The organism is Hoeflea sp. CAU 1731 (genome assembly GCF_039888615.1).
Taxonomy (GTDB): domain Bacteria; phylum Pseudomonadota; class Alphaproteobacteria; order Rhizobiales; family Rhizobiaceae; genus Flavimaribacter.
This window is the reverse complement of record NZ_JBDQQS010000007.1, coordinates 61,620-86,696: the sequence shown is the minus strand read 5'-3', so window position 1 is coordinate 86,696 and position 25,077 is coordinate 61,620. Positions and strand designations below refer to the sequence as shown.

At 60.2% G+C, this 25,077-nt stretch carries 23 protein-coding genes; 13 read left to right on the top strand and 10 right to left on the bottom strand.

Translation table 11 applies throughout. The features are described from left to right. Positions 1–65: 65 nt before the first annotated feature. Entirely contained in the window at positions 66–527 is a 462-nt protein-coding gene (locus tag AAFN47_RS13015) for a GNAT family N-acetyltransferase (RefSeq protein ID WP_499809666.1), read from the bottom strand. A 115-nt stretch (positions 528–642) separates the two neighbouring features. Here AAFN47_RS13015 and cyaB point away from each other — a divergent pair, with 115 nt between their 5' ends. Further along, positions 643–1,200: a class IV adenylate cyclase gene (cyaB, locus tag AAFN47_RS13010; RefSeq protein ID WP_499809665.1), complete on the top strand. Its 558-nt coding sequence runs from the start codon at positions 643–645 to the stop codon at positions 1,198–1,200. Positions 1,201–1,240: 40 nt separating this feature from the next. On the opposite strand, the gene AAFN47_RS13005 is transcribed toward cyaB, so the two are convergent. Continuing rightward, on the bottom strand, positions 1,241–1,648 hold the full coding sequence (locus AAFN47_RS13005; protein WP_499809664.1) for a DUF6249 domain-containing protein: 408 nt from the start codon (positions 1,646–1,648) through the stop codon (positions 1,241–1,243). 128 nt (positions 1,649–1,776) lie between these two features. On the opposite strand from AAFN47_RS13005, the gene AAFN47_RS13000 reads away from it, so the two are divergent. The 11 genes from AAFN47_RS13000 (at position 1,777) to AAFN47_RS12950 (ending at position 14,829) form a co-directional block, all read left to right on the top strand. Continuing rightward, on the top strand, positions 1,777–2,154 hold the full coding sequence (locus tag AAFN47_RS13000) for a hypothetical protein (RefSeq protein ID WP_499809663.1): 378 nt from the start codon (positions 1,777–1,779) through the stop codon (positions 2,152–2,154). A 162-nt stretch (positions 2,155–2,316) separates the two neighbouring features. After that, a complete protein-coding gene (locus tag AAFN47_RS12995; RefSeq protein ID WP_499809662.1) occupies positions 2,317–3,243 on the top strand; it encodes a D-alanine--D-alanine ligase in 927 nt (308 codons plus the stop codon). Beyond that, complete coding sequence (locus AAFN47_RS12990) at positions 3,231–4,169, top strand: cell division protein FtsQ/DivIB (protein ID WP_499809661.1); 939 nt, start codon at positions 3,231–3,233, stop codon at positions 4,167–4,169. The genes AAFN47_RS12995 and AAFN47_RS12990 overlap by 13 nt, the downstream gene beginning before the upstream one ends. Then, positions 4,166–5,497, top strand: a complete 1,332-nt coding sequence (gene ftsA / locus AAFN47_RS12985) for a cell division protein FtsA (protein ID WP_499809660.1) — start codon at positions 4,166–4,168, stop codon at positions 5,495–5,497. The genes AAFN47_RS12990 and ftsA overlap by 4 nt, the downstream gene beginning before the upstream one ends. Before the next feature lie 57 nt (positions 5,498–5,554). Continuing rightward, positions 5,555–7,264 carry a cell division protein FtsZ gene (gene ftsZ / locus AAFN47_RS12980; RefSeq protein WP_499809659.1) on the top strand — a complete coding sequence of 570 codons (1,710 nt, stop codon included), beginning with the start codon at positions 5,555–5,557 and terminating at the stop codon, positions 7,262–7,264. Positions 7,265–7,603: 339 nt separating this feature from the next. Then, entirely contained in the window at positions 7,604–8,557 is a 954-nt protein-coding gene (gene lpxC, locus AAFN47_RS12975) for a UDP-3-O-acyl-N-acetylglucosamine deacetylase (RefSeq protein WP_499809658.1), read from the top strand. Between the two features lie 273 nt (positions 8,558–8,830). After that, positions 8,831–9,688 (top strand): outer membrane protein assembly factor BamD, encoded by an 858-nt coding sequence (locus AAFN47_RS12970; protein WP_499809657.1) that lies wholly within the window; start codon positions 8,831–8,833, stop codon positions 9,686–9,688. A gap of 8 nt (positions 9,689–9,696) precedes the next feature. Beyond that, positions 9,697–11,364: a DNA repair protein RecN gene (gene recN / locus AAFN47_RS12965; protein ID WP_499809656.1), complete on the top strand. Its 1,668-nt coding sequence runs from the start codon at positions 9,697–9,699 to the stop codon at positions 11,362–11,364. 141 nt (positions 11,365–11,505) lie between these two features. Then, entirely contained in the window at positions 11,506–13,644 is a 2,139-nt protein-coding gene (gene ligA / locus AAFN47_RS12960; RefSeq protein WP_499809655.1) for an NAD-dependent DNA ligase LigA, read from the top strand. Between the two features lie 148 nt (positions 13,645–13,792). Next, positions 13,793–14,521, top strand: a complete 729-nt coding sequence (locus AAFN47_RS12955; protein ID WP_499809654.1) for an AzlC family ABC transporter permease — start codon at positions 13,793–13,795, stop codon at positions 14,519–14,521. Continuing rightward, positions 14,521–14,829 carry an AzlD family protein gene (locus AAFN47_RS12950; RefSeq protein ID WP_499809653.1) on the top strand — a complete coding sequence of 103 codons (309 nt, stop codon included), beginning with the start codon at positions 14,521–14,523 and terminating at the stop codon, positions 14,827–14,829. The genes AAFN47_RS12955 and AAFN47_RS12950 overlap by 1 nt, the downstream gene beginning before the upstream one ends. Before the next feature lies 1 nt (position 14,830). Here AAFN47_RS12950 and AAFN47_RS12945 read toward each other — a convergent pair whose 3' ends face one another. Together AAFN47_RS12945 and AAFN47_RS12940 are read right to left on the bottom strand one after the other, a co-directional pair. Beyond that, positions 14,831–15,247 carry a DUF1801 domain-containing protein gene (locus AAFN47_RS12945; protein ID WP_499809652.1) on the bottom strand — a complete coding sequence of 139 codons (417 nt, stop codon included), beginning with the start codon at positions 15,245–15,247 and terminating at the stop codon, positions 14,831–14,833. Further along, on the bottom strand, positions 15,244–17,088 hold the full coding sequence (locus tag AAFN47_RS12940; protein ID WP_499809651.1) for an aminopeptidase P family protein: 1,845 nt from the start codon (positions 17,086–17,088) through the stop codon (positions 15,244–15,246). Before AAFN47_RS12940 ends, AAFN47_RS12945 begins: the two co-directional genes overlap by 4 nt. 182 nt (positions 17,089–17,270) lie before the next feature. Here AAFN47_RS12940 and AAFN47_RS12935 point away from each other — a divergent pair, with 182 nt between their 5' ends. Further along, positions 17,271–17,444, top strand: a complete 174-nt coding sequence (locus tag AAFN47_RS12935; protein WP_499809650.1) for a hypothetical protein — start codon at positions 17,271–17,273, stop codon at positions 17,442–17,444. Between the two features lie 5 nt (positions 17,445–17,449). On the opposite strand, the gene AAFN47_RS12930 is transcribed toward AAFN47_RS12935, so the two are convergent. The 6 genes from AAFN47_RS12930 to AAFN47_RS12905 form a co-directional block, all read right to left on the bottom strand. After that, on the bottom strand, positions 17,450–18,334 hold the full coding sequence (locus AAFN47_RS12930; RefSeq protein WP_499809649.1) for a 50S ribosomal protein L11 methyltransferase: 885 nt from the start codon (positions 18,332–18,334) through the stop codon (positions 17,450–17,452). Next, a complete protein-coding gene (locus AAFN47_RS12925) occupies positions 18,331–20,130 on the bottom strand; it encodes a cation:proton antiporter (protein ID WP_499809648.1) in 1,800 nt (599 codons plus the stop codon). The genes AAFN47_RS12930 and AAFN47_RS12925 overlap by 4 nt, the downstream gene beginning before the upstream one ends. A gap of 80 nt (positions 20,131–20,210) precedes the next feature. Then, positions 20,211–20,810, bottom strand: coding sequence for an SCO family protein (locus tag AAFN47_RS12920; protein WP_499809647.1), 600 nt, complete (start codon positions 20,808–20,810; stop codon positions 20,211–20,213). 105 nt (positions 20,811–20,915) lie between these two features. After that, positions 20,916–21,074, bottom strand: coding sequence for a hypothetical protein (locus tag AAFN47_RS12915; protein ID WP_499809646.1), 159 nt, complete (start codon positions 21,072–21,074; stop codon positions 20,916–20,918). 40 nt (positions 21,075–21,114) lie between these two features. Further along, positions 21,115–22,884, bottom strand: coding sequence for a gamma-glutamyltransferase (gene ggt / locus AAFN47_RS12910; protein WP_499809645.1), 1,770 nt, complete (start codon positions 22,882–22,884; stop codon positions 21,115–21,117). A 115-nt stretch (positions 22,885–22,999) separates the two neighbouring features. Continuing rightward, a complete protein-coding gene (locus AAFN47_RS12905) occupies positions 23,000–24,979 on the bottom strand; it encodes a bifunctional 2',3'-cyclic-nucleotide 2'-phosphodiesterase/3'-nucleotidase (protein ID WP_499809644.1) in 1,980 nt (659 codons plus the stop codon). Between the last annotated feature and the right edge of the window lie 98 nt (positions 24,980–25,077).

The window sequence follows — 25,077 nt, the reverse complement described above, 5'->3', positions numbered from 1 at the left end:
TTGAATCTGGTTGTCATTTGGGCCGAGCATGATGCTTTTCCAGTCTTCCGGCTGTGCGCATCGTCTTACAGACTGATCCGCATATGCGGTATGGTTCTGCCAGGTATCGAACCGGAAGGCGCATCTTTGATCTTGCCGAAGCCCAGCGCCTCGTAGAACGGGACGGCGGAAGGATCTGCGTCGAGATAAAGAGTCTTGAGCTGCAATTCCCGTGCGCCCGTCAGCAGTGTTTCCCAGAGCATGCGGCCAACGCCCTTTCGCTTCCATGCCGGATCGACAAAAAACGCGGCGACCTCGCCCTGCGCGCCGTCGTCGTCGACTGCAAGGCAGGCGTATCCGCAAACGCTGTTTCCGGCTTCCGCAATCCAGTACCTGTGCGCGCGCAACAGCTCCGGCGTCACGGACAATTCATCACGGCACGCGTCCATGAAGGCGTCGTCATAGCCGTTTGACTGTTTCGAGCGCATCGACAGGTCGGTCAGAATCATCGCATCCTGTGGATCGCCGACTCGCAGGGTGATTTCCATCCGAATTTCCCTGTTTGGCTGGCGGTCGGGCCGCCTGGGCAAAATAGCATATGGGCGCGTCCAGCAAAAAGGGTCAATCTGTACGATGCAGGCCGAACCATTGCAGTGTCGGGGAATGCTTGTTGATCCCGGCGATCATTTCACCGGACGATTCGAGGTTGAACGCAAATTTGCGGTCGACGATCTGTCCGTGATGCGAGTCAGGCTGGAGGCGCTGGCCGCCGTGCCCTTCGTATTGGGCAACCATGAAACAGACATTTTTCTGGACACGCCCGACCGTTGTCTTGCAGTCAACCGCCAGCAACAGGTTCTGCGTCTCATGGAGCCTTCGCAACGTGTGTTGTGGATTTCCAAGGGGCCTGGAGCCGACGCGTGCGTGGCGATGGATCTCGAACAGTTCGACCGAGCGCTGGAGATGTTGTCTTCTCTCGGATTCGAAGAGACCGGGCGTGTCGTCAAGCATCGCGATATCTACTTCGTCGGCGATTTTCATGTCACGCTGGATCAGGTCCCGCGCCTTGGCGCGTTTGTGGAACTGGCGGTGATGACAGACGACGAGAATGCGCTTCCCTCCTGGACCGTAAAAATCGACGCCTTCGCCGAGAAACTGGCGTTGGCGCCGTCGTCACTGCGCACGCGGTCCTACCGGGCGATGCTTGCTGAAAGCGCCTGAGGCGCTGAAACGGGTCCCACCTTGAGCTTTGCTGCGATCGCTATCTTTTGCGATCATGCGCCAGAGGGATCTCCTGACGCAGCATTCCGGCCGCGATCATCAACCCGACGCCGAGAATTCCGACCAGAGCCGCGCACCCAAGCAACGGCAGAAAGGCCTGATGCCATCCAAGCCCGATCAGCCATCCCAGCACCGCGAGACCCGGAGCCAGAAACAGCGTCAGAAGGCCGCCAATTCTCAGTGACTGGTCCGGGCGCAAGCGCGGTCCGAGCAACTCGTCCAGCATTTCCTGGTCGATGGACTGACCGCTCTCGATGATTCTTCGGATCGTCTCGTGGCGGGTTTCTCTCTTGTGGATTCCGTCCCAGATCCCGGCCACAACACAAACGGCGACGAAGACCCAGAAGGCGGTGGCCGCCATTCCGGCTCCAAATCCAATATCAAACATATCCTGCCTCCTGTTTTCACCTCAAGATTGTAGCCAAAAGTAAACGCAAGGAATTTGATCTGGATCGTGTTTCGGGAAAATTCCTACGGATGGTTATCGAGCGGTCGCTATCGGCCTAAAACAGTGTCATGAGAAAGCAGTACCATTTCCGACCGAGCCCGAATGGATTTCACGCCTGGGACGTGCATCGTCTTATACGTCTGTCGGCGGGCTTCGAAGTGCGGGAGACGCCGCTGGAAGCCATCCGCGAACTGGACGAGGATTACTGGTTTGCAGGTTCGGCGGTCTCACCGACCTGCCGCCGTATTGTAGAGCATTTCCGACTGACGGAGGATGCGGATCTGTGCTACCCCGTCATTCTGTGCGCCGAGGGCCGGCTCATGGACGGCATGCACAGGGCGGCGAAGGCGCTCCTGGAAAACCGTTCGACAATTCTCAGCGTGCGGTTTGAGCGCACGCCGGAGCCTGACTACACCGACGTTACGCCAGACGCGCTTTCCTACTGAAATCCGGCAATGCTCAAAAAAATAGCAAAAAGACTTGCGGTAGGTCTAACTCTCTGATTCTCTGAGACAAGAGTCTCCGTATGTTGAGTCGTTTCGTCCCGCCCGGCTCGCGGGAGGACTCGGACTCCATCATGCGGCCCGGAGGCTTTCAAAGGGGGTTTGATGTCGGGGAAACACGTTGCGGTTCTCATGGGCGGTTTCTCTTCGGAGCGTCCGGTCAGCCTCTCCTCGGGTGAGTCCTGCGCCGACGCGCTGGAAGGCGTCGGATACCGGGTGACCCGCGTCGATGTCGGCCGCGATGTCGCAACCGTTCTGCGTGAATTGCGGCCGGACGTGGCCTTCAATGCGCTTCACGGCCCCTATGGCGAGGATGGCGCCATACAGGGCATTCTCGAATATCTGCAAATTCCCTACACGCATTCCGGCGTGCTCGCCTCGGCCGTGGCCATGGACAAGCAGCAGGCGAAGCGCATCGCGTCGGCGATTGGCCTTCCGGTCGCCGAGGAGCGGATTATGAGCCGTTTCGATATCGGTCACGAGCATCCGATGGATACGCCCTACGTCGTCAAGCCGGTCAATGAGGGGTCGAGTTTCGGCGTCATCATCGTCGGCGAGGATCAGTCGCATCCGCCGCAGATTCTGACCTCTTCCGACTGGCCTTACGGCGATCGCGTAATGGTCGAGCGATTCGTATACGGCCGTGAACTGACCTGCGCCGTCATGGGTGATCAGGTGCTGGACGTGACCGAGATTTTCCCAGTCGGGTCAAGTTTTTACGATTATGAATCAAAATATGTTACGGGGGGCTCAAAACACGAATTCCCTGCAAATATTTTACCAAATATTTACCAAAAGATTCAGAAACTGTCGCTCATGGCCCATGAGGCTATCGGGTGCCGCGGGGTGAGCCGTTCTGACTTTCGCTACGATGACCGTTTTTCTCCTGACGGAGAGGTCGTCTGGCTTGAGATCAACACACAGCCTGGCATGACTCCGACCTCTCTGGTGCCGGAACTCGCCCAGCTCGCCGGATATGATTTCGGGGCGCTGGTTTCCTGGATGGTGGAGGACGCATCGTGTTTGCGTTGACTCGGATCGGACGAAAAATAGGACGGCGCAGCCCGAGAGGGGGCATTGCGCCCGCGATCGATCGCGCCCTTGTTTTACCGCGTCCGCTTCGCCGCCCGGTTCGCTTCTTTCAGGCCCTTGTCGACGAACGCATCACGATCCCGAGACATCTGGGCAGCTATGCCGCGAGCGGTCTGATCGGTCTGACGCTGATTTACGGCGTCGCCGTTGGTGGGCACCTCGAGACCATGCTGCGCGCTTCGACCTCGTCCATGGGGTTCGCTGTCGACGACATCAACGTCTCCGGCAATGTGGAAACGTCTCCGATCGACGTCTTTCAGCAAATCGGCCTTGATGGCGACAATTCCTCGCTCATCACGCTCGATGTCGATGAGGCGCGCGCGCTCGTCAAGCAGCTTCCCTGGGTCGCAGACGCAGAGGTGCGCAAGGTCTATCCCGGCGCGATCGACATCGTGATTTCCGAGCGCGAGGCGTTTGGCATCTGGCAGCATGGCAAGGACCTGTCGCTCATCGAAAAGAACGGCAGCGTGATTGCGCCGATGGCTGAAGGCAAATTCATCGACCTGCCGCTGTTCGTCGGTTTCGGCGCCGATCAGAACGCTGTCGAGATCGATACGCTGCTTGCCGGATGGCCCGAGGTGAAGGCCCGGATCAAGGCCTATATCAGAGTGGCCGACCGGCGCTGGGACCTGCGTCTGGACAATGGCGTGACTGTGCTTCTTCCAGAAACGCGGGCGGCTGAGGCGCTGAACGTACTGGTCGCCATGGAGCAGGAGCACGACCTTCTCGAACGCGATATCAAGTCGGTTGATCTTCGTCTTGCAGACCGGATCGTCGTCGGATTGACGGACCGCGCCGTCGAACGTCGGCTTGAAGCGCTGGACGAACGCGCAAAGATCCTGAAACAGAGGAGCAGCCAGACATGAGCGTGTTTCGGCCGCCCTCCTTTACAGTGCCGCATTTGCGCCCGATCGCAGCGCGTCGCGCAACGACGGTCACCGTGCTGGACATCGGCACGACCAAGGTCGTTTGCCTGATCGGACGCCTGACGCCGCGCGAGGAAAGCCAGATCCTGCCCGGTCGCACGCATACAATCGAGATCATCGGCGTCGGCCACCACAAGTCGCACGGCGTCAAGGCCGGCGTGATTGTCGATGTCGAGGCTGTGGAGAGCTCCGTCCGCAAGGCAGTGCACGCCGCGGAGCGGCGCGCCGGACTGACGGTCGAATCACTGATCGTCAATGTGTCGGCTGGACGTCTGAAGAGCGAGCGATACACGTCGGATCTCGATATCGGCGGCCATGAGGTGGAATCGGCGGATCTGAAAAAGGTTCTCGCGGCAGCGGCGCGGCAAATAAGCGATCCGCAAAGGGTGGCTCTGCATTCCCTGCCTGTGTCTTTCCGTCTCGACGGCGAGAAATCGATACGCGATCCGCTGGGAATGTACGGCGAAAATCTTGGCGTGAACATGCATGTGCTGACGGCTGAGCAACCGCCTTTGCGCAATCTTGAGCTCTGTATCAACCGGTCACATCTGACCGTTGAGGCGATGGTCGCGACGCCCTACGCCAGCGGTCTTTCGGCGCTGGTCGAGGACGAGGCTGAAATCGGCTGCGCCTGCATCGATATGGGCGGCGGCACAACAACGATTTCCGTGTTTTCGGAAGGACGCATGGTCTGGGCTGACGCCATTGCGCTCGGCGGCCATCACGTCACGATGGACCTGGCGCGGGGGCTTTCAACGGGACTTGAAGACGCCGAACGTCTGAAAGTCGTCCACGGCTCGGCCTTTCCGGTCGCCGGTGACGACAGCGATACGGTTTCCGTGCCGCCGATTGGCGACAGCGACAGCGAAACGCCCCTTCAAATGCCCAAGGCGCTGGTCGTGCGCATCGTGCGGGCGCGCATCGACGAGACGCTGGAACTGATCCGGGACCGCATCCAGCGTTCCGGCTACGCATCCGTGGTTGGGCGCCGCATCGTGCTCACCGGAGGCGCCAGCCAGTTGACCGGCATCAGCGACGCCGCACGGCGAATTCTGTCTCGCAATGTTCGAATCGGACGTCCGCTGGGCGTTGCCGGCATGCCTGCGGCGGCGAAGGGTCCTGCTTTCGCAACGGCTGTGGGGCTGATGATCTATCCACAAATCGCATCACTTGAGAGCCGCGGCAATGCCGGTCGCGGTCGGTATGGACCGGTGGTCGGCGGCGGGCGTCTCGCCCGCGTCGGGCAGTGGCTCAAAGAGAGTTTTTAGGCAATCCATTGGTCTACGTGGCGGTATGGCCGTGAGTTGAAAAGGGAACGAGGACAAATGACTATCAATCTGCAAAAGCCCGATATCACCGAGCTTAAGCCACGCATCACCGTCTTCGGTGTGGGTGGCGGCGGCGGCAACGCCGTCAACAACATGATCAATGCGGGGCTCGAAGGCGTCGACTTCGTGGTCGCCAACACCGACGCCCAGGCGCTGTCCATGTCCAAGGCGGGTCGCATCATCCAGATGGGCGTGGCCGTAACCGAGGGGTTGGGAGCAGGATCCCAGCCGGAGGTCGGACGGGCCGCCGCCGAGGAATGCATCGACGAGATCAACGATCATCTCAACAGCACGCATATGTGTTTCGTCACTGCTGGCATGGGCGGCGGAACCGGAACGGGCGCTGCCCCGGTAGTTGCAAAGACGGCCCGGGAGCGCGGCATATTGACGGTCGGCGTCGTCACCAAGCCTTTCCATTTCGAAGGTCAGCGGCGCATGCGCATCGCCGATGACGGCATCAAGGAACTGCAGGCTTGCGTCGACACCCTGATCGTCATTCCGAACCAGAACCTCTTCCGCATCGCGAATGACAAGACGACTTTCGCCGACGCTTTCGGCATGGCCGACCAGGTCCTCTATTCCGGCGTCGCCTGCATCACCGACCTGATGGTCAAGGAAGGCCTGATCAATCTTGATTTCGCCGATGTCCGCTCGGTCATGCGCGAAATGGGCAAGGCCATGATGGGAACCGGCGAATCGTCAGGCGAGGGCAGGGCGCTGGCCGCGGCGGAAGCCGCGATCGCCAATCCGCTGCTCGACGAAACCTCGATGAAGGGCGCTCAGGGATTGCTGATCTCCATCACCGGTGGTCGCGACATGACGCTGTTCGAGGTCGACGAAGCCGCGACGCGCATCCGCGAGGAAGTTGACGCGGACGCCAACATCATCCTTGGCGCGACGTTCGACGAAGAACTCGAGGGCATCATTCGGGTGTCGGTCGTCGCCACCGGCATCGATCGCGACGAAAACATGATCCCGCAGGAACTGCCGTCGCTGCGCACCAATACCCAGGAGCTCGCAAACCGTCCGGCTCCGGTTATCCCGCAGCAGCCGGCCTATGAATCCGAGCCCGAATATGAGCCGGAAGCCGAAATGCTTGTGGAGGAAGACCCGGTTGAAGAAACCATTCGACTTGCAGAAGCTGAACTGGAGCAGGAACTGAACATCGAAGTTCCCGAGGCTGTCGAAGCCGCTCCGGCTGAAGAGTTCCGTCCGGCCAGCCGCCTGTTTTCCAGGCCGCCGCAGCAGAAAGCTGCTCCCGTCAGCCGGGCCACGCCGCAGGCGGGATATCGCCAGCCGGCGCCCCAGCAGCCGCGACAGCAGCCGGTTCAGCAGCAGGCAGTTGCTCCGAAAATGCCGCGCATCGAGGACTTTCCACCCGTCGTGAAAGCGGAGATGGAGCATGCGCGCAGGCATGAGGGCGATCCTTCGATCCACGACGAGCGTGGTCCGATGGGGCTTCTCAAGCGTATTTCCAGCAGCCTCGGCCGCAGGGAAGACGAAGAGGTGGACGCGCCGGCCGAGGCCCAGGCCCGTCCGCAGCGTGCGCAGGCGCCTGAACGTCGCGCGCTTTCGCCGGAAGCCAGCATGTATGCGCCGCGTCGCGCAGGCGCTGAAAAGCCGGTTCGCGCGGAGCAACCGGCCCAGGGACAAAGCGAAGAAGATCAGCTCGAGATTCCGGCTTTCCTGCGTCGTCAGGCGCTGTAAAAGCTCTTTAAAACGAATCATTCAAAGCTGCATTTTCGGGGCGAATCCGCTGGATTCGCCCCGTTGCCATTCAGGCTTGTTCACAGTCTATGTAAGATAACAGTTCCTTAATATTTACGGTTCAATTTATATAGTTGAATCCACTGGTGTTTTTCGTCGTAACAAAGAGTAAGAAACCGTGATTTGGATTGTAGAAATCTGGCACGTATCTTTGATTCCGGTGGGGACATGACTGGACAGGGGATCTCCGAAAAGGTGCATGAAATGTTCGTAGCTAATAATTGGCGCGTCCATGTTGCATACTCGGTTTCTCGCGGTCACAGGTAGCAGGCTTGTTGAATGAGTATAGACTTCTTTGGCTATCAGACGACGATTGTAAATGAGACCACTCTCTCTGGCGTAGGGGTGCACAGTGGGGCGAAGGTTTCTATTACATTTCAGCCGGCGGACGCCGACAGCGGTATCGTATTCAAACGTCAACTCGACAATGGCGAAACGCACGAAATTCGGGCTGTTGTCTCGAACGTAGCCGCAACTGATCTTTGTACAGTTTTGGGAGATGCAGCCGGCGCAAGTGTGGCGACCGTCGAGCATCTCATGGCTGCGTTTTATGCGCTCGAGATCGACAATATCATCGTGGATATCGACGGAACTGAAATTCCGATCATGGACGGCAGTTCGATCGTATTCATCGAGGCTCTGGAGCGCTCCGGCATCGAGATCCTGTCGTCGAAGCGTCGTTATCTGAAGGTCGTCAAACCGGTTCGCATCGAATCCGGCAGTTCCTGGGCGGAATTCGTTCCCTACGAAGGAACCCGTTTTGAAATCGACATTCATTTCGACTCCGGCGTTATCGGCCGTCAGGCCTGGAAGGGCGACATCACCGCCGAAACTTTCCGCGGCGAACTGGCCCGCGCCAGAACCTTCGGCTTCATGCGCGACGTGGAGTTTCTCTGGGCCTCCGGACATGCGCTGGGCTCGTCGCTTGAAAATTCAGTCGTCATCAGCGACGACGACAAGGTCATCAATATCGAAGGCCTGCGCTACGAGAACGAATTCGTTCGCCACAAGACGCTGGACGCGGTTGGCGACCTCGCCCTGGCCGGCGCCAAGTTCATCGGGTGCTACCGGTCCTATCGCGGCGGCCATAAGCTGAATTCGATGGCTCTGAAAGCCCTGCTGAACGATCCGACCGCCTACGAGGTTGTTGAGACGCAGCAGCGCGAAGAAGAAATGCGCGGCGGTGAACTGGTGGCCATCAGCGGGCCGATGTTTGCGCCATGGGCTCTGTGAGCGCAAAACACTATTGAGCAGACTGCTCAAGACGACATATGCAGGCACGGACAAACGTTCGTGCCTGTTTTGTTAGGATGAACGAGGCGCTGCCTTAAAAATGTACGAAAATCCGGACATTTGATTGCGGTAGTGCTATATTTGAGACTAAGACTGCACGGCGCAAGGTGGGGCGCCCGTACCGTGCGGTTCCTGAACGCGTAGTGACGCTACGACGATGCGGAAAGACCACATCCGCTCCGTTGCGTCACACCCAGTCCTGTATCGGGGAGAATGTCGGTGAGACACATCATAAGGGGTACTATCGTCGCAGCAGGGCTGGCCGTCGCCGGTGTTCTCGGCGGTTGCCAGAGCGATCCTGACATCGACATCACAGCGCTCAGCTATGAAATTGATCCGGCGGACGTGCTATACAATCAGGCGCTGGCCAATATCGAGGCCGGCAAGCTCAAGGAAGCCTCCCGCAAGTTCGAGGCCATCGACAAGCAACATCCCTATTCGGAATATGCCCGAAAGGCGATGGTGATGAATTCCTACGTCAACTACAAGATGGGGCGATACTCCGAATCGATCAACGCGGCTCGCCGCTACATCGGCCTCTATCCGAATTCGGAGGACACGGCTTACGCCTATTTCCTGATCGGACTTTCCTACAACAAGCAAATCCCGCAGGTCACGCGCGACCAGAAAACGGCGCTGAGATCGATCCAGGCCTTCCGCGCGCTGATCGAGCGATTCCCGGATTCGGAATACGTGCCTGAGGCCGAGGAGAAGATCCGGTTTGCGCGCGACCAGCTGGCCGGCAAGGAAATGCAGATCGGCCGGTACTACATGGAGCGCAAGGAATACGCCGCGGCGATCAACCGCTTCAAGGGCGTCGTCGAGGTCTATCCCAATACGCCTCAGGTCGAGGAAGCTCTGGCGCGGCTGGTTGAAGTCTACTTCACCATGGGTCTGGTCGAAAACGCCCAGGAGGCCGCGGCCGTTCTTGGACACAATTTCCCGGACAGCCAGTGGTACGCCGATTCCTACAAACTGCTGCAGACCGAAGGGCTTGAACCGCGCGAGAATAAGGGATCCTGGCTGGCCAGGGTCGGCACGCTCGTCGTCGGTTCGGATGACGACAGTTAGAACGCTGTATGCTCTCGCAACTCTCGATCCGGGATATCGTTCTGATAGACCGGCTCGATATTGGATTTGAGAGAGGCCTTTCTGTTCTGACCGGTGAAACCGGCGCAGGTAAATCGATTCTTCTTGACAGTCTTTCTCTGGCGCTTGGCGCGCGCGGCGACGGCGGTCTCGTGCGTCATGACGAGGAGCGCGGTCAGGTCACCGCTGTGTTCGACGTGCCGGCGGATCATCCGGCGCGCCTGCTGATCCGCGAAAACGGCCTGGACGACGATGGCGACATTATTCTCAGGCGCTCCCAGACGGCGGACGGACGCACGAAGGTCTTTATCAACGATCAACCGGCCAGCGTCGGTCTGATGCGCGATGTCGGTCGCACGCTGGTCGAAATCCACGGTCAACATGATGATCGCGCCCTGGTCGATCCCAACGCGCACCGCCGGCTTCTCGATGCCTTCGGCGGACTTCAGGAACAGGCGTCTGCCGTCACAGCGCTGCACCAGGCTTGGCGCAAAGCGGAAAAGACGCTGGTAGAGCATCGGGAAAAGGTCGAGGCCGCCGCGCGCGAGGCCGATTACCTGCGATCATCGGTGGATGAACTGGAGCTACTTGCGCCGGTGGACGGCGAGGAAGAAGACCTGGCAGAGCGACGGGCGCGGATGATGAAGGCGGAAAAGATCGCCGCGGACATCAACGAGGCCAACGAGATCATGACGGGCCATGGATCGCCTGTGCCTGTCCTGAGTTCGCTTGTCCGGCGGCTCGAACGCAAATCATCCGAAGTGCCCGGCTTGCTTGATGATATCGTCAACGCGCTGGACGGCGCTCTCAACAGCCTCGGCGACGCCCAGACGGCGATTGACGGGGCGATGCGGGACGCCGAGTTCGATCCGCATGAACTGGAAGCCTGCGAGGAACGCCTGTTTGCGTTGCGGGCGGCGTCGCGCAAATATTCGGTGCCGGTCAGCGAACTGCCGGCGCTTGCGGAGCGGATGGTTTCTGACCTCGCGGAACTCGACGCCGGCGAAGAGATGCTGGCGCAATTGTCAGTCCGGGTTTCGGAAGCGTGCAAAGACTACGAGGTCGCGGCCGTGTCGCTTTCCGAAAAACGCCACAGCGCCGCAATCGCCTTGTCCGAAGCCGTCATGGCCGAGCTGCCTGCGCTCAAGCTGGAGCGGGCGCGGTTCTTCGTCGATGTCGACAGCGACATGGCGCGCGCCGGTCCGGACGGGATCGACCAGGTGTCCTTTCAGGTCCAGACCAACCCCGGCGCCCGGCCGGGCCCGATCCTGAAAGTCGCCTCGGGCGGCGAATTGTCGCGTTTCCTGCTGGCGCTCAAGGTCGCGCTTGCCGACAAGGGATCCGCGCCAACGCTGATCTTTGACGAGATTGACACCGGCGTTGGCGGCGCCGTCGCAGACGCCATTGGCAAAAGATTGAAGCGGTTGTCCGAGACCGTACAGGTGCTCTCGGTCACCCATGCGCCCCAGGTGGCGGCGCGCGCCAATTCGCATTTCCTGATCGCCAAGGGAGACGCTGGCGACGCTTCGGTGACGACCAGGGTCCGCGTCATGGACGAGGACGCCCGCAGGGAAGAAATTGCGCGGATGCTGGCCGGCGCCACGATCACCGAAGAAGCGCGGGCGGCCGCCGGGCGGTTGCTTGCCGAGAGCGCGTAACCGGCGATAAAATCCGATTGTCCGATGATAACGTGACGCGAAAATTTACGACATTTGAGATCAACGCTATATGCGGAAGCGCCAACTGTTTCCAGACCCGTCGCGGTGGATTAAATAGGGGCAGGAATCAGGATGCGACCCATGCCTAAATCTCCCATCCCCGTTGACGAACTGAGCGCCGAGCAGGCGAGGGAAGAACTCGCCTGGCTCGCCGCCGAAATCGAAAAGCACAATCTTCGTTACCACACACAGGACGCGCCGGAGATTTCGGACGCCGAGTATGATGCGCTGAAGCGCCGCAACCTGGCGATCGAAGAGAAGTTTCCCGAACTGAAACGCACCGACTCGCCGTCGGACCGCATTGGCGGCGCGGTGCTCGACAAATTCGAGAAGGTGACGCACCGGGCGCCGATGCTGTCTCTCGACAACGCCTTTTCCGACGAGGACGTGATCGAATTCGGCAATCGGGTGCGGCGTTTCCTGAAGATGACTGCCGATGACCCGCTCGTCATGACCGCCGAACCGAAGATCGACGGCCTGTCGCTGTCTCTCCTTTATGAGTCCGGCAAGCTGACGGTGGCGGCGACCCGGGGAGACGGGACGGTTGGCGAGAACGTCACGGCCAACGCCAGGACCATCGTGGATATCCCGACGACGCTTAAAGGCGACGCGCCGGACGTGTTCGAGGTGCGCGGCGAGGTCTATATGACGAAATCGGATTTCGCCGAATTAAACCGCCGCCAGGCGGAAGCGGGCAAACCGACCTACGTCAATCCGCGCAACACGGCCGCAGGGTCCCTGCGCCAGCTCGATTCGTCGATCACGGCGCAGCGTCCGCTGAAATTCTTCGCCTATGCCTGGGGACAAGCCTCCGAACTGCCCGCTGACACGCAAATGGGAATGGTCGAGCAACTCGGCGCCTGGGGGTTCGTCATCAATCCGTTGATGCAGGTGTTCGATTCCGCCGATGGCATGATCCGTCATTACCGTGAGATCGAGCAGCAACGCGCAAATCTCCCCTATGACATCGACGGAGTGGTCTACAAGGTCAACGATCTCGCGCTTCAGAACCGGCTTGGATATATATCGCGCAGTCCGCGCTGGGCGATCGCCCACAAGTTTCCGGCTGAAAAGGCGACGACGGTCCTGCGCGACATTGAAATCCAGGTCGGACGTACCGGCGCCTTGAGTCCCGTCGCCCGGCTCGATCCGGTCACCGTTGGCGGCGTCGTGGTGTCCAACGCCACCCTGCATAACGAAGACTATATCGCCGGTATCGGCAGCGACGGACAGCCGATCCGGGATGGAAAGGACATCAGGATCGGCGACACGGTGACGGTCTATCGCGCCGGCGACGTCATCCCCAAAGTCGTGGATGTCGATCTCTCCCTGCGGCCGAAAGACAGCAAACGTTACGAATTTCCGACCGTCTGTCCGGTCTGCGGCAGTCCGGCGGTGCGCGAAATCAACGAAACGACGGGGCGGGCGGACTCCGTTCGCCGCTGCACCGGCGATTTGTTTTGCCCGGCGCAGGCGATCGAGAAGATACGCCACTTCGTCTCCCGCAACGCTTTCGACATCGACGGCTTCGGCGAAAAACAGGCCGAGGCGTTTTACAACGCAGGCCTGATCAAGAATCCGGCCGATATCTTCTCGCTTCGGGAAAAGGACGAAACAGACGAACCGCGATTGAGGGATCGAGAAGGATGGGGCGAACAGAGCGCCGCTAACCTGTTCGACGCCATCGACGCCCGGCGCACCGTCGATCTGCACCGTTTCATTTTTGCGCTCGGCATCCGTCACGTCGGCGAGGGGAACGCCAAGATCCTGGCGCGGACCTATGGAACCGCCGACCAATTCCTGACTGCAGTGGAAGAGGCGAGCGACGACGAGGGTGAAGCCTGGTCCGATCTCAACAATATCGACGGCATCGGCCCCAAGGTCGCGCAGGCGATCGTCGCCTTTTTTGCCGAGCCGCATAACCGAGCGATCGTGGAGCAGTTGCTCGAGCAGGTGCAGCCCACCGACGCCGAGCAGGTGGCGGCTGACTCACTCTTTTCCGGCAAGACGATCGTCTTCACCGGCTCCCTGGAGCGCATGTCGCGCGACGAGGCAAAGGCGATGGCGGAGCGGCTGGGCGCAAAAACCTCCGGTTCGGTTTCTAAAAAGACCGACCTCGTCGTGGCTGGTCCGGGCGCCGGATCAAAGCTGAAAAAGGCGACCGAACTTGGCGTCGAAGTCATTGACGAAGACGAGTGGTTCGAAAGGGTCGGCGCCTGAGCTGAGTTATCACGCACAGTGATGCGTCTATGACAATGTCTGCTATGTCAGTGTTGCATGGCTGACCCGCCTTGCAATCTGAGGGTGACGCTCGTATCCGTTTTGACTGATATCGCCGTTTCCGCCGGCGCGTTCCAGGCGAGGATCCATGACAGACGCAGACCGGGCAGATTTCCTTCAAGGCATGAAGGACTGTGTTCCCATTGTTCTGGGATCCGGCGCTTTCGGCGTTCTGTTCGGCGCGCTCGCCGTTGATAACGGCATGAGCATGTACCAGGCGGTGCTGATGAGCGCGACCATTTATGCCGGCGCCAGCCAGATGGTTGGCATCGACCTGTTCGGCTCAAATGTTGCGCCCTGGCTGATCGTCCTTTCCATTTTCGCCGTCAATTTCCGGCATGTCCTTTATTCGGCGACGATCGGGCCAAGGCTCAAGTCCTTCAGTTTCGCGAAGAAGGCGCTGGCGTTTTTCCTGCTGGTCGATCCCCAATTCGCCGAATCCGAGAGGCGCGCCGAGCGCGGCAAGCCAATCAGCTTTTCCTGGTATCTGGGCATGGCCATTCCAACCTATTGCTGCTGGGTGACGGAGGCCGCCATCGGCGCCTATTTCGGAAAGTTCATCGGCGATCCGACGGCCTATGGCCTCGATTTTCTTTTGCCCGCCTATTTCCTCGGACTTGTCATCGGTTTTCGCAGACGTCGCAACTGGCTTCCGGTTGTTTTGACGAGCGGCGCGATCTCGGTCATCGCCTACAAGACGGTCGGTTCGCCCTGGCACGTCAGCATTGGCGCAATCGCCGGTGTGGCGCTTGCGGCGATCATGGCCAAACCGGCCTCGCCGGAAGCGGTTGCGGATTACGAAGCGGGGGATGCGTGATGGATGCTGCATCCTCCGAAATCACCTGGATCATCGTCGCCGGCGCGGTTCTCACCTATATGGCGCGCTTCGGCGGCCACGTCGTGCTCTCGCGCTTCAAGTCCGTGCCGCCGCGCGTCCTTGCAGCGCTCGACGCGGTGCCCGCCGCCGTCATGACGACGCTTTTTGCGCCGGTAGCCCTGACAAATGGCTGGCCCGAGGCGATCGCAATGGGATTGGTGTTGCTGGTTGGACTACGCTTCAACATGACCGCGATGTTGATTACCGCCTGCGTCAGCATCGTCGCGCTGCGCCATCTCTTCGGCTGACCTAAGTCAGTTTGTGACCATCCAGTTTCAATGATTGTCGAACCCAGTCCGCCAGCTGCTCCGCGTCGAAATCGTCATCTTCGTGGATCTCCCAATACCGTGTGTCGCCGACCTTCGAAGCTTTCGGCGGCATTGGATCGAGTAACGCGCCGGACAGGAACGTGATCTGCACATATTTGCTGTAGCAGTACATGGCGAGGAACCATCCGTCCTCCTTGCCATAGAACGGCGTATTCCATCGGACCTGTTTGCGCACGTCGGGAAACACCTTTTCGACAACGGCGTCGATCCGTTCGCCAACCGCGCTTTTCCACTCCGGCATAGCTGCGATATAGGTTTGCACGACTGCGGCGCCGTCACCTTTTTTAATATAGGGATTGCCGCACGAAGAGAGCCTGGGCTTGTCCGTATCCGTCATGACGCATTCTGCTCAATCGGTTGTGTCGCCTGGATCAGCCAGTCGCGATCCTCTTCGGTTTTGATGAGCGGCGCGAGTTCATCGCGAACCCTCGCATGATAGGCGTTCAGCCATTGCAACTCGTCCCTGTCCAAAAGGCCGGGGAGGATGAGACGGCGGTCAATCGGGCAAAGCGTGAGGGTTTCGAAGCCAAGCATGGGCTTGTCTCCCCCTTCGATCGGTTGCGGCTCGTGAACCAGAACCAGGTTCTCGATGCGAATGCCGAAGGCGCCGTCGCGGTAATACCCTGGCTCGTTGGAGATCACCATGCCGGGTTCGAGAGACTGCATGCCGCGGCGCGAGATACTCTGAGGGCCTTCATGCACTGAGAGATAGGAACCCACACCGTGTCCGGTGCCATGGGCGTAGTCGTCGCCGGCTTTCCAGAGCGCGATGCGCGCGAATGCGTCAATGTCGACGCCGCGGGTGTTTTCCGGAAACCGGAGTAATGTGATGGAAATCATGCCCTTGAGCACGAGTGTGAACCAGCGCTTTTCTTCTTCGCCCACAGCGCCGATCGCAACCGTGCGGGTGATGTCCGTCGTGCCGTCGACATATTGACCGCCGGAATCGACCAGATAGAGCTGTCCGGGCTCTAGTGTCCGGTTCGTGGTTGTCGTTACCCGGTAGTGGATGATCGCGCCGTCAGGCCCGGCGCCGGATATCGTATCGAAGGAGATGTCCTTCAACGGCGCCTGCATGCGTTCGCCTGTCGTTCGACGGGCCTTCTCAAGCGCCTTGACCGCGCTGATCTCGTCAACTGAGCCAGGCTGCTGGCGGTCGAGCCAGGCAAGAAACGCCGTCATGGCGGCGCCGTCGCGCCTGTGCGCCGCGCGACTGCCCTTGATTTCGGTTTCGTTCTTGATGGCTCTGGGGAGCCGCGCGGGATCGGGATGTTCGACAAGTCTGCCGCCGCCATCAGTGATCAGGCTGGCGATTTGAGATGAAGCAAGCGCCGGATCGAGCATAATGGCGCAATTCCTTGAAGCCAGATCGGCTATCGCGTCCGCGAATGCGTCCGGATCGCGAATATCCGCGAGTTGGGTCAGATAGGCCCTGGTCTTGCGATCGAGCTTGGCTTCGTCGATGAAGATCGCGGCGGTTTCACCCTTTTCGATGATTGCGAAGGCGAGGGGATGCGGCGTATGCGGCACATCCTGTCCGCGTATATTGAACGCCCAGGCGACGGAGGAGGGGTCGGTCAGGATGCAGGCGTCGGCTTTCGCCTTTGATATGGCCTGGCGAATGGCGGCCAGCTTTTCTTTCGGCGGCGCGCCGGCGTATTCCAGCGGCTGGATCGAGACCTTGCCGGAAGGCGCTGCCGGCCGGTCTCGCCAGATGCGATCGACCGGGTTGGCGGACAGACGAACGAGCGTTGCGCCGATTTCATCGGCGGTCTTTTCGAGCGCCGTTATCTCGGCAATTGTGTGCAGCCAGGGGTCCACGCCGATCCGAAGGCCCTTATGGCCATTGAGCTTCAGCCATTTGGACGGCGGGTTTTCGACTAGGTCTTCCGGCGTGAACACCGCCGTATCAACCTGGTCCGATACCTGTGAGCGGTAGCGACCGTCCACGAAGACATGGGCGGTCTTTCGCATGACAAGGGCGACGCCCGCAGAACCGGTGAAGCCGGTGAGCCAGGCGAGCCGCGCTTCTGAGTCAGGAATGTACTCGCCCTGGAAAGCATCCGATCGCGGAACCAGAAACGCGTCGATTTCAAGTTCGTCGAACAGGCTGCGCAACGCATCGACCCGTTCTTTTCCCTTGTCCGGCGAGGCCGAAGTTTCGAATTCCTGGAACATTCAACACTCTTCTGCTGTTGTTTTGGCTGTTTTTGCCTATTTTATTCGCAACTGCAGCATAATTGTTCGCATATGCAACATTTGCACGGCTACCATGCGTTTTCCCGTCTAACAGGCGTTTGCGGCAGGGAGTATATACGGAACAACACAGTTCGACACCAATTCCTGAAAGGAATAAGCCCATGTCCAGTTCGTTTTTCCGCAGTGCATTCGATCGTATTGCAGCCGCTCGCGAAAAGCAGGCTCGCCGCTATGTCAACAGCGTGCTGATGACCATGGACGACGAAACGCTCAAGAGCCTCGGCCACAGCCGCGAAGAGCTTCGCCGCTCCGGTTACTCCGCTCTGCCGTTCTGAACCAATTAACTTCTGTTGGCGGACAGGTGCAGGGTGACCCACCCTCCGCGCCACAGAGTATGGCGATGATAAAGTCCCTGGCTAGCGAAAGCGGCCAGGACTTTCCATCTCTGGCTCGCCAGTATTCCTGAAAGCACGATCGAGCCGCCGGGCGCCAAATGCCTGGCGATCGAAGGCGCCATCCTCATCAAGGGACGCGCCAGAATGTTTGCGACGATCAGGTCGAACGGACCTTTTCTGTCGAAAATCGCCGAATGAAATCCTGCGGCGGTTTCGAACGAAATCGCTGACGCCGTTTCGTTCAGCTTGCTGTTGCGACGGGCGACCTCGACCGCCACCGGGTCGATATCAGTGGCGAGAATGTCGCAGAGCCCCTGTCTGGCAAGCGCGATGGCCAACACACCGCTTCCCGTACCCAGATCCAGCGCGTTGGAGTAATGGCGCGCTTTCGCAAGCCGGCCGATCATCTCCAGGCAGCCGGCCGTCGTGCCGTGATGACCGGTTCCGAACGCCTGACCGGCTTCGATCTCGATCGCCAGTTCATGTGGCTGCGCCGCCCTGCGATCATGCGAGCCGAAAACAACGAAACGCCCGGCGCGCACCAGCTTCAAGCCCTCCAGCGAGCGGCTGACCCAGTCAACGTCTGGCAGGGTTTCCGTTTCCACAATACTATCGGGGAATGCACTTGCCAGCCGCGCGTGCATGACGGCGCGGACGTCATCGACGTCGGCGTCGTTCACATAGACCGATGTTTCCCAGAGGTCCTGTGTCTCGTCCACTTCCATCGTGGCGAGCGGCAGGCCTTCTTCCTCCATCCAGTCGGCCAAAAGGTCCATAGCGAGATTGCAGTCGCTTTCGCTGCCGCGGATGAAAAGGCGAATCTGGCTCAATGTGGCGTGTCTCCCCGGGGTTTTGGACCATAGCTCAGTATGCGGTCATTGGCGGCCGGTTCGGTGGAGGCGGTGGTTGCAAATACGAGCTGGCCATTGGGCCTGATCCACAACAGGACGATATTTTCTTCCGAACGGCTCTTGCGATAGTCCGCGATGTTGAAGTCCTCGGTAAGCTTTGTGATGCGGAAGTCCCACCCCTCCAGTTCCTTCATATTCAGGTCGTGATGGGTCAGCGGCGGATCGGAAAGCGGACGGCCGCCAAGCGTAAAGGTTACGGACTGGCGTTTTGAACTGCCGTTGTCCGGCGCGATCTGGAACACGTTGGAACGGCCGAGTTCCGGCCCGAAATTCGTGCAGACCAGCGTGTTGTAGGCGTCGTTGTCGGAGATGGCCATCAGCGCGGAGTAGTCGTGGAAATGGACCGTGTGATGCGCGTCCTCCGACAGGATCTCCCCGAAATAGATCGGGATATTGGCGAACCGGGCCTCTTTCAGCCGGTTCCAGTTCCGGTCGGTGATCAGCACCGGAATTTCCAGATCCTTGAGAAGAACGGCCAGTTTCCGCGCCCAGGTCGAACCGCCTACGATGAGCACCCCCGCAACGCCCCTGGATTTGAGCCCCAGCAGGCCAGCCAGAGGCGACAGGGAAAATCCGTGAAGGATGATGGACAGGATCACGACGGCGAAGGTCACCGCGACCATTCTTGAGCCGTCCTCCACGCCCATTGTGCCGAGCGCCGAACCGAACAGGCCGGATACGGCGACCGCAACGATGCCGCGCGGCGCGATCCAGCCTGTCAGCAGGCGCTCCTGCCAGCTGAGGCCGGTTCCGATGGTCGCAATGAAAATGGCGATCGGGCGAATGACGAAGAGAAGCGCCGCCACGAAGGCGAACACCCGCCAGTCCAGCGACGCGATGTCGTCCATCGTCAGGGACGCAGTCAGCAGGATGAAGACGCCGGAGACAAGCACAACGGTGATTGTTTCCTTGAACCGGCGGATCTCGACCAGACTGGCGATCCTTGTGTTGGCGATGGCGACGCCCATTATCGTGACCGTCAGGAGGCCGGCTTCTTCCAGGATCATGTTTGTGACGGCATAGGCGAGCAGCACGGCGACAAGGAGGATCGGCGCTTTCAGGAATTCTGCGACGTAGCCGCGGATGAAGGCCCACTGCAGAAAGCGGGCGACAAGCCACCCGCCGCCCACCGCGACGATGAGCGCAAGCGGCGCCATCATGGCGAGGTGGGACGCTTCATGCCCGCCATGCAGGATCAGGAACACTTCGAATGTCATTACGGCGGCCAGCGCCCCGATCGGATCGTTGACGATCGATTCCCATCGCAGAAGCGACGCCGCGCGCGACGACAGCCGCGCCTGTCGCAGCAATGGCGCAATGACGGTCGGTCCCGTAACGATCAGGATAGCGCCAAGCACGGCCGCGGTCGGCCATGAAAGACCCGCGATATAGTGACCGGCCAGAACAGACATGATCCAGACCAACGGTCCGCTGATCAGGATGATGCGGCGGACGGCGGTCGACGTTTCGCGAATTTCCCGGAAATTGAGCGTCAGACCGCCTTCGAACAGGATGATCGCCACGGCGAGCCCCACCAACGGCTGGTAAACGTCGCCGAAATCCTGCGCAGGGTTGATATAGCCGGTAATCGGACCGGCGACAAAGCCGGCGATCAGCAGCAGGACGATGGAGGGTAGCCGCAAACGCCACGCAATCCATTGCGCGGCAATGCCGGCCGTGCCGATCAGCGCGATTTTCAAAGACAGGTCGTGCATCGGGAAGGGTCCGGGGTTCGCAAGTCTCCCAGATGTAGAGGATCAGGCGGTGAAAGGAAACTCCCGCCTTGTAGTCTGATCTAACCGCTGATCAGGTTCTGCAACTTCTTGACGGCCGTGTCGCCGTCCTCGCCAAAGGAAATCGTGCCGCGGAAGTGGCCGTCCTTGTCGAGCAGGAAGACGCTCGCTGTATGGTCCATCGTGTAGTTTTCGTCCGGATTGTCCTCGTCCGTCGGAACCTTCTTGAAATAGACCTTGAAGCCCCTGGCCATGTCCCGCACTTTTTCGGGATCGCCGGAGACGCCAATGATCCGCTTCGAAACGTTGGAAACGTAGCTGTCGAGGATTTCCGGCGGGTCGCGCTCGGGATCGATCGTCACGAAATAGGACTGAATTTCATCGCCGTCCGGATCCACCTGCTTCAGCCAGCCGTCGAGTTCGAACAGGGTCGTAGGGCATATCTCCGGACAGTGCGTGAAGCCGAAGAAAAGCGCGGTCGGCTGCGAATGGAGCTCCTTGTCCGTGAAGCGGTCGCCATGCTGGTCGACGAGGTCGAATGCGACGCCATAGGGCTTTTCCAGCAGCGCTTCGTTGCTGCTCGACCATTGATAGGCGATCCAGCCGAATGCGCCTGCGAGCACGACGACGAAAGTAAGGAGGAAGATGCGTATTGCCGTCATGGCCGCTCCGGTTTCAGGCAGGTTTTCAGATTTCGTGAGCGACTATATGGGGCGCAGCGCCGCCCGCGTCACCATGATAATTTGCCACACGGATACGACTGACGTTCAAAAACACCAGGAAAAGCCGGTCGACGCATAGGTCATAAAGATATCCGCGCCGTGCCGGTACCACCCTGCGAAAGCGACAGTCGCCGCGCCGCTTGCCACAAGCGCGACGATTGCGCCGATGAGAATACGGTCGAATGTGGAGCGTGGCGTCTTCATGAGGCTAATATAGCGTGGGAAGGGTCGTGTTCCAATGAGATTATTGCCCCAGCACCAGTCCTTCGCGCCGGGGGTCTGCGCCGCCTTCCAGCTGGCCGTCGCGAATCACGACGCCGTGCAGGCCGGAATTCAGCTCGCGGATTTTGACCTCGTAACCCATCGCCGTCAGCTTTTCGGAAAGGTTCTCCGCCTGCGCGCCGTCTTCTACGTCGAATGCGCCGAAGCGGTTGACCAGATGCGGCATGGCGACCGCTTGCTGGACGTCCATGCCCCAGTCGATCTGCGCGATCAGGGCCTGCGCGACATAACCGATGATCCGGCTGCCGCCGGGAGAGCCGATCGCCATGACCGGCTCGCCGTCCTGCATGACGATGGTTGGCGCCATGGATGAGCGTGGCCGCTTGCCCGGCTCGACGCGGTTGGCGATCGGAACGCCGTCGCGATGGGTGCGGAATGAAAAATCGGTCAATTCGTTATTCAGAATAAAGCCGCCAACCATGAGGCGAGAGCCGAAGTAGTTCTCGACCGTCGACGTCATGGAAACGACGTTGCCACCTGCGTCGACGATTGAAAAATGCGTGGTGGACGGCAGTTCGAGGCTTTCGTCCTCGGCGTATAATCGCGCATGATCCCAATGCGGTTCGCCGGGGGCGACCGCGTCAGGCGCAAGGACGACGCCCGGCTCCAGCAATCTGGCGCGCTCGTCGAGATAGGCGCGGTCGAGCAGACCCTTCAGCGGCATCGGCACGAAATCGATATCGGCCATGTAACGACCACGATCGGCGAAGGCGAGGCGGGAGGCGTCGCCGATCAGCCGCCAGCTTTCCGGATTGTCCGGCCCGAGGGTCGCGAGATCGAACGGCTCCAGCATGCCGAGGATCTGTCCGATCGTCAGCGCGCCCGAGGAGGGCGGTCCCATGCCGCATACGTCGTGGGTGCGGTAGCTCATGCAGACCGGCTCTCTCTCCACGATGCGATAGGCGGCAAGATCCTCTAAGGACAGTATGCCGGGATTGTTGTCCGCTGTCTGCACCGTTTCGACGATCCGTTGGGCGAGCGGTCCCCGATAGAGGGCGTCTGGCCCATTCTCCGCTATCATCCGCAGGGTCTGCGCGTAGTCAGGGTTCTTGAGAATATGCCCGACAGGAAGCGACTGCAGCTTGTCATCGTAGAAATAGCCGCGGGGACCGGGATAGGTGGTGAGGCGCTCCGCATCCAGCGCCAGCAGCGCGTTCAGCCGCGGCGTGACCTCGAATCCGTTCTCGGCAAGATCGATCGCCGGCGCAACGAGGTCGGGCCACGCAAGTGTTCCGTAGCGTTGGTGGGTGTCATACAAGAGTTTCAGCGTACCCGGCGTCCCGACGGATCGCCCGCCAACCACCGCGTCGAAGAAACCGAGCGGTTCGCCGTTCTCATCCAGAAAGAGATCCGGCGTGGCGTCACGTGGCGCGGTCTCGCGTCCGTCGAAGGTTGTCAGCCGGTCGTTAGTCGCATCAAAATAGACGAGAAATCCGCCGCCGCCGATGCCGGAGGATTGCGGCTCGACAAGACCGAGCACAAGCTGAACCGTCACCATGGCGTCTATGGCGCCGCCGCCTTGCGCCAGAACGTCGTAGCCCGCCTTGCTCGCGAGCGGATGCGCCGTCGCGATCATGAAATCCTTGGCCGTCGCCAGCTGGCGCTCCGCGGTTCCGGTCGCGCTTTCCGGCGCCACGGCGTCCGTCGCCTGCTGCGCGGCGGTAGGCCCGGCTGCCAGCAGAAATGCAGCGAGGACGATCGGCTTCAGAAATGGAGCGGCTTTCCAGGGCATCTTGGTTTCCTCCGTGACGCTTCGCTCATCCGGCCACAGATGCCAGCATCTTTTCAAGTGAAAAAGGCCGCCCCGGAGGACGGCCTTTCGAAATCATTGATGGTGGCGCTGCGGCTTACAGCGTGATGCGGTATTTGGCGAAGCCTTCGGCGCCGTCTCCCGCGGATTCGATTTTTACGTCCTTGACGTCGGCCATGAACGCCTTTGCCTTCGGGCCGGTTTCGAAGATGGCCGTTGCGCCTTCAACAGGGGCGAAGGTCCAGTTGCTGTCGGCGGACGGGTTGATCGTGCCTTTCTCGACGATGTAGCGAACGATCACGTCGCGGTTCGTGTCGGGCGCGATGAAGATCACCACGTCGTCGTTGACGCCGGGGAAGTTGCCGCCGCCGCCGGCGCGATAGTTGTTCGTCGCCACAACGAACTTCTGGTCCGGATCGATCGGTTCGCCGTTGAACTTCAGGTCGACAATGCGATTGGCGTTGGCGTCGAGCAGCTTGCCGTCCGGATCGTATTTCGAAGGCTGTGTAAGATCGATCTTGTAGGTCACGCCGTCGATCACGTCGAAATTGTAGGACGGGAAGCCGCTATTGATGAGCGGCTGGTCCGCCTTGCCCGGCTCGACCTGGTTGAAGATGCCGGCGGAGCGCTCCAGCCAGTCCTTGACCTGCGCGCCGGTGATGGCGACGGCGCGCACCGTATTCGGATAGAGGTAAAGGTCCGACACGTTCTTGATTGCGACGTCACCGGGCGCCACGTCCGTGTAGTAGTCGGGGCCGCCGCGACCACCGGCCTTGAAGGGGGCTGCGGCCGAAAGGATCGGCAGGCCTTCCCACTGCGTGCCCATCATCATCTGGTCGATGTACCAGGTCTGCGCCTGACTGACGATCTGTACCGACGGGTCGTCGGCGACGAGGGCGAAATAGGAGTGGAGCGGCGCCGATGTCTTGCCGACGGGCCGGCGGATATATTGGAGCGTCGCCTCGTGTTCCTTCGTGACCGAGTCCAGCACTTCCTGCTGATCTTCGACCAGCGGCACGACCTTGCGGCCGTCGCGCTCGTAGATCGAAGGGGCGCTGGTGGTGAAGCTTGCGATCTTCCACTTGTTGCCGTCGCGCTCCAGCATCAGGTCGATGATGCCGAGGTTGGAGCCCCAGAAGCCGCCCATGGCTGCCGGTTTGCCCTGCAGCGTGCCCTTTTCGGCGTCGACGCCGTCCAGACCTTTATATTTCGGGCCGGGGAAGACGAGGTGGTGATGACCCGTAAACAGCGCGTCGATGCCGTCCACGCCGGCAAGATGGAGAGATGCGTTCTCCATGCCGTCGGTCTGGCTCGCGGCGTCGATGCCGGAGTGCGACAGGGCTATGACGATGTCGGCGCCTGCTTCCTTCATTTCCGGTACCCAGGCTTCTGCGGCCTGGACGATGTCGCGCGTATTGGCGTTGCCTTCGAGGTGGCGGCGGTCCCAGTTCATGATCTGCGGCGGCACGAACCCGATCAGACCGATCTTGACCGGATGCGCGGCGCCTGCGCCGTCCGTGATGGTCTTTTCAAGGATCACATAGGGTTTCAGGAAGAGCTCGTCGTCGCGCGCATTGGAGGCGAGCATGCCCTTCGTCACGTTGGCGGATACGACCGGGAAATTGGCGCCATTGAGCGTCTTGAACAGGAAGTCCAGGCCGTAGTTGAATTCGTGGTTGCCGAGCGTCGAGGCTTCAAATCCGAGCGTGTTCATCGCCTGGATGATCGGATGCATGTCGCCTTCCTTCATGCCGCGCTCGTAGGCGATGTAGTCGCCCATCGGGTTGCCCTGGAGGAAGTCGCCATTGTCGATCAGCATGGAGTTGGTTGCTTCGTCGCGGAACTTCTTGATCAGCGTCGCAGTGCGCGACAGGCCAACCGAATCAGAAGGACGATCGCCGTAGTAGTCGTACGGGTAGACGTGGACATGCAGGTCAGTCGTTTCCATCAGACGCAGATGGGCCTGATTGTCGGCTGCATGGACCGAAAACGGGTGCAGGAGGGCAAGCGAGCCGGCGGCGGCCGTGCCTCTGAGAAAAGTGCGTCGGTTAATCAGAAATTCTGGGCGTCTGGTCATGGTGATGCTCCCGTCCGGCAATTCCCGCTCTTGTCCCGAAACCGCCGCGATCCTTGTGTTTGAGGCCGACAGCTTACTGCCGAATGCCACATGCGTCC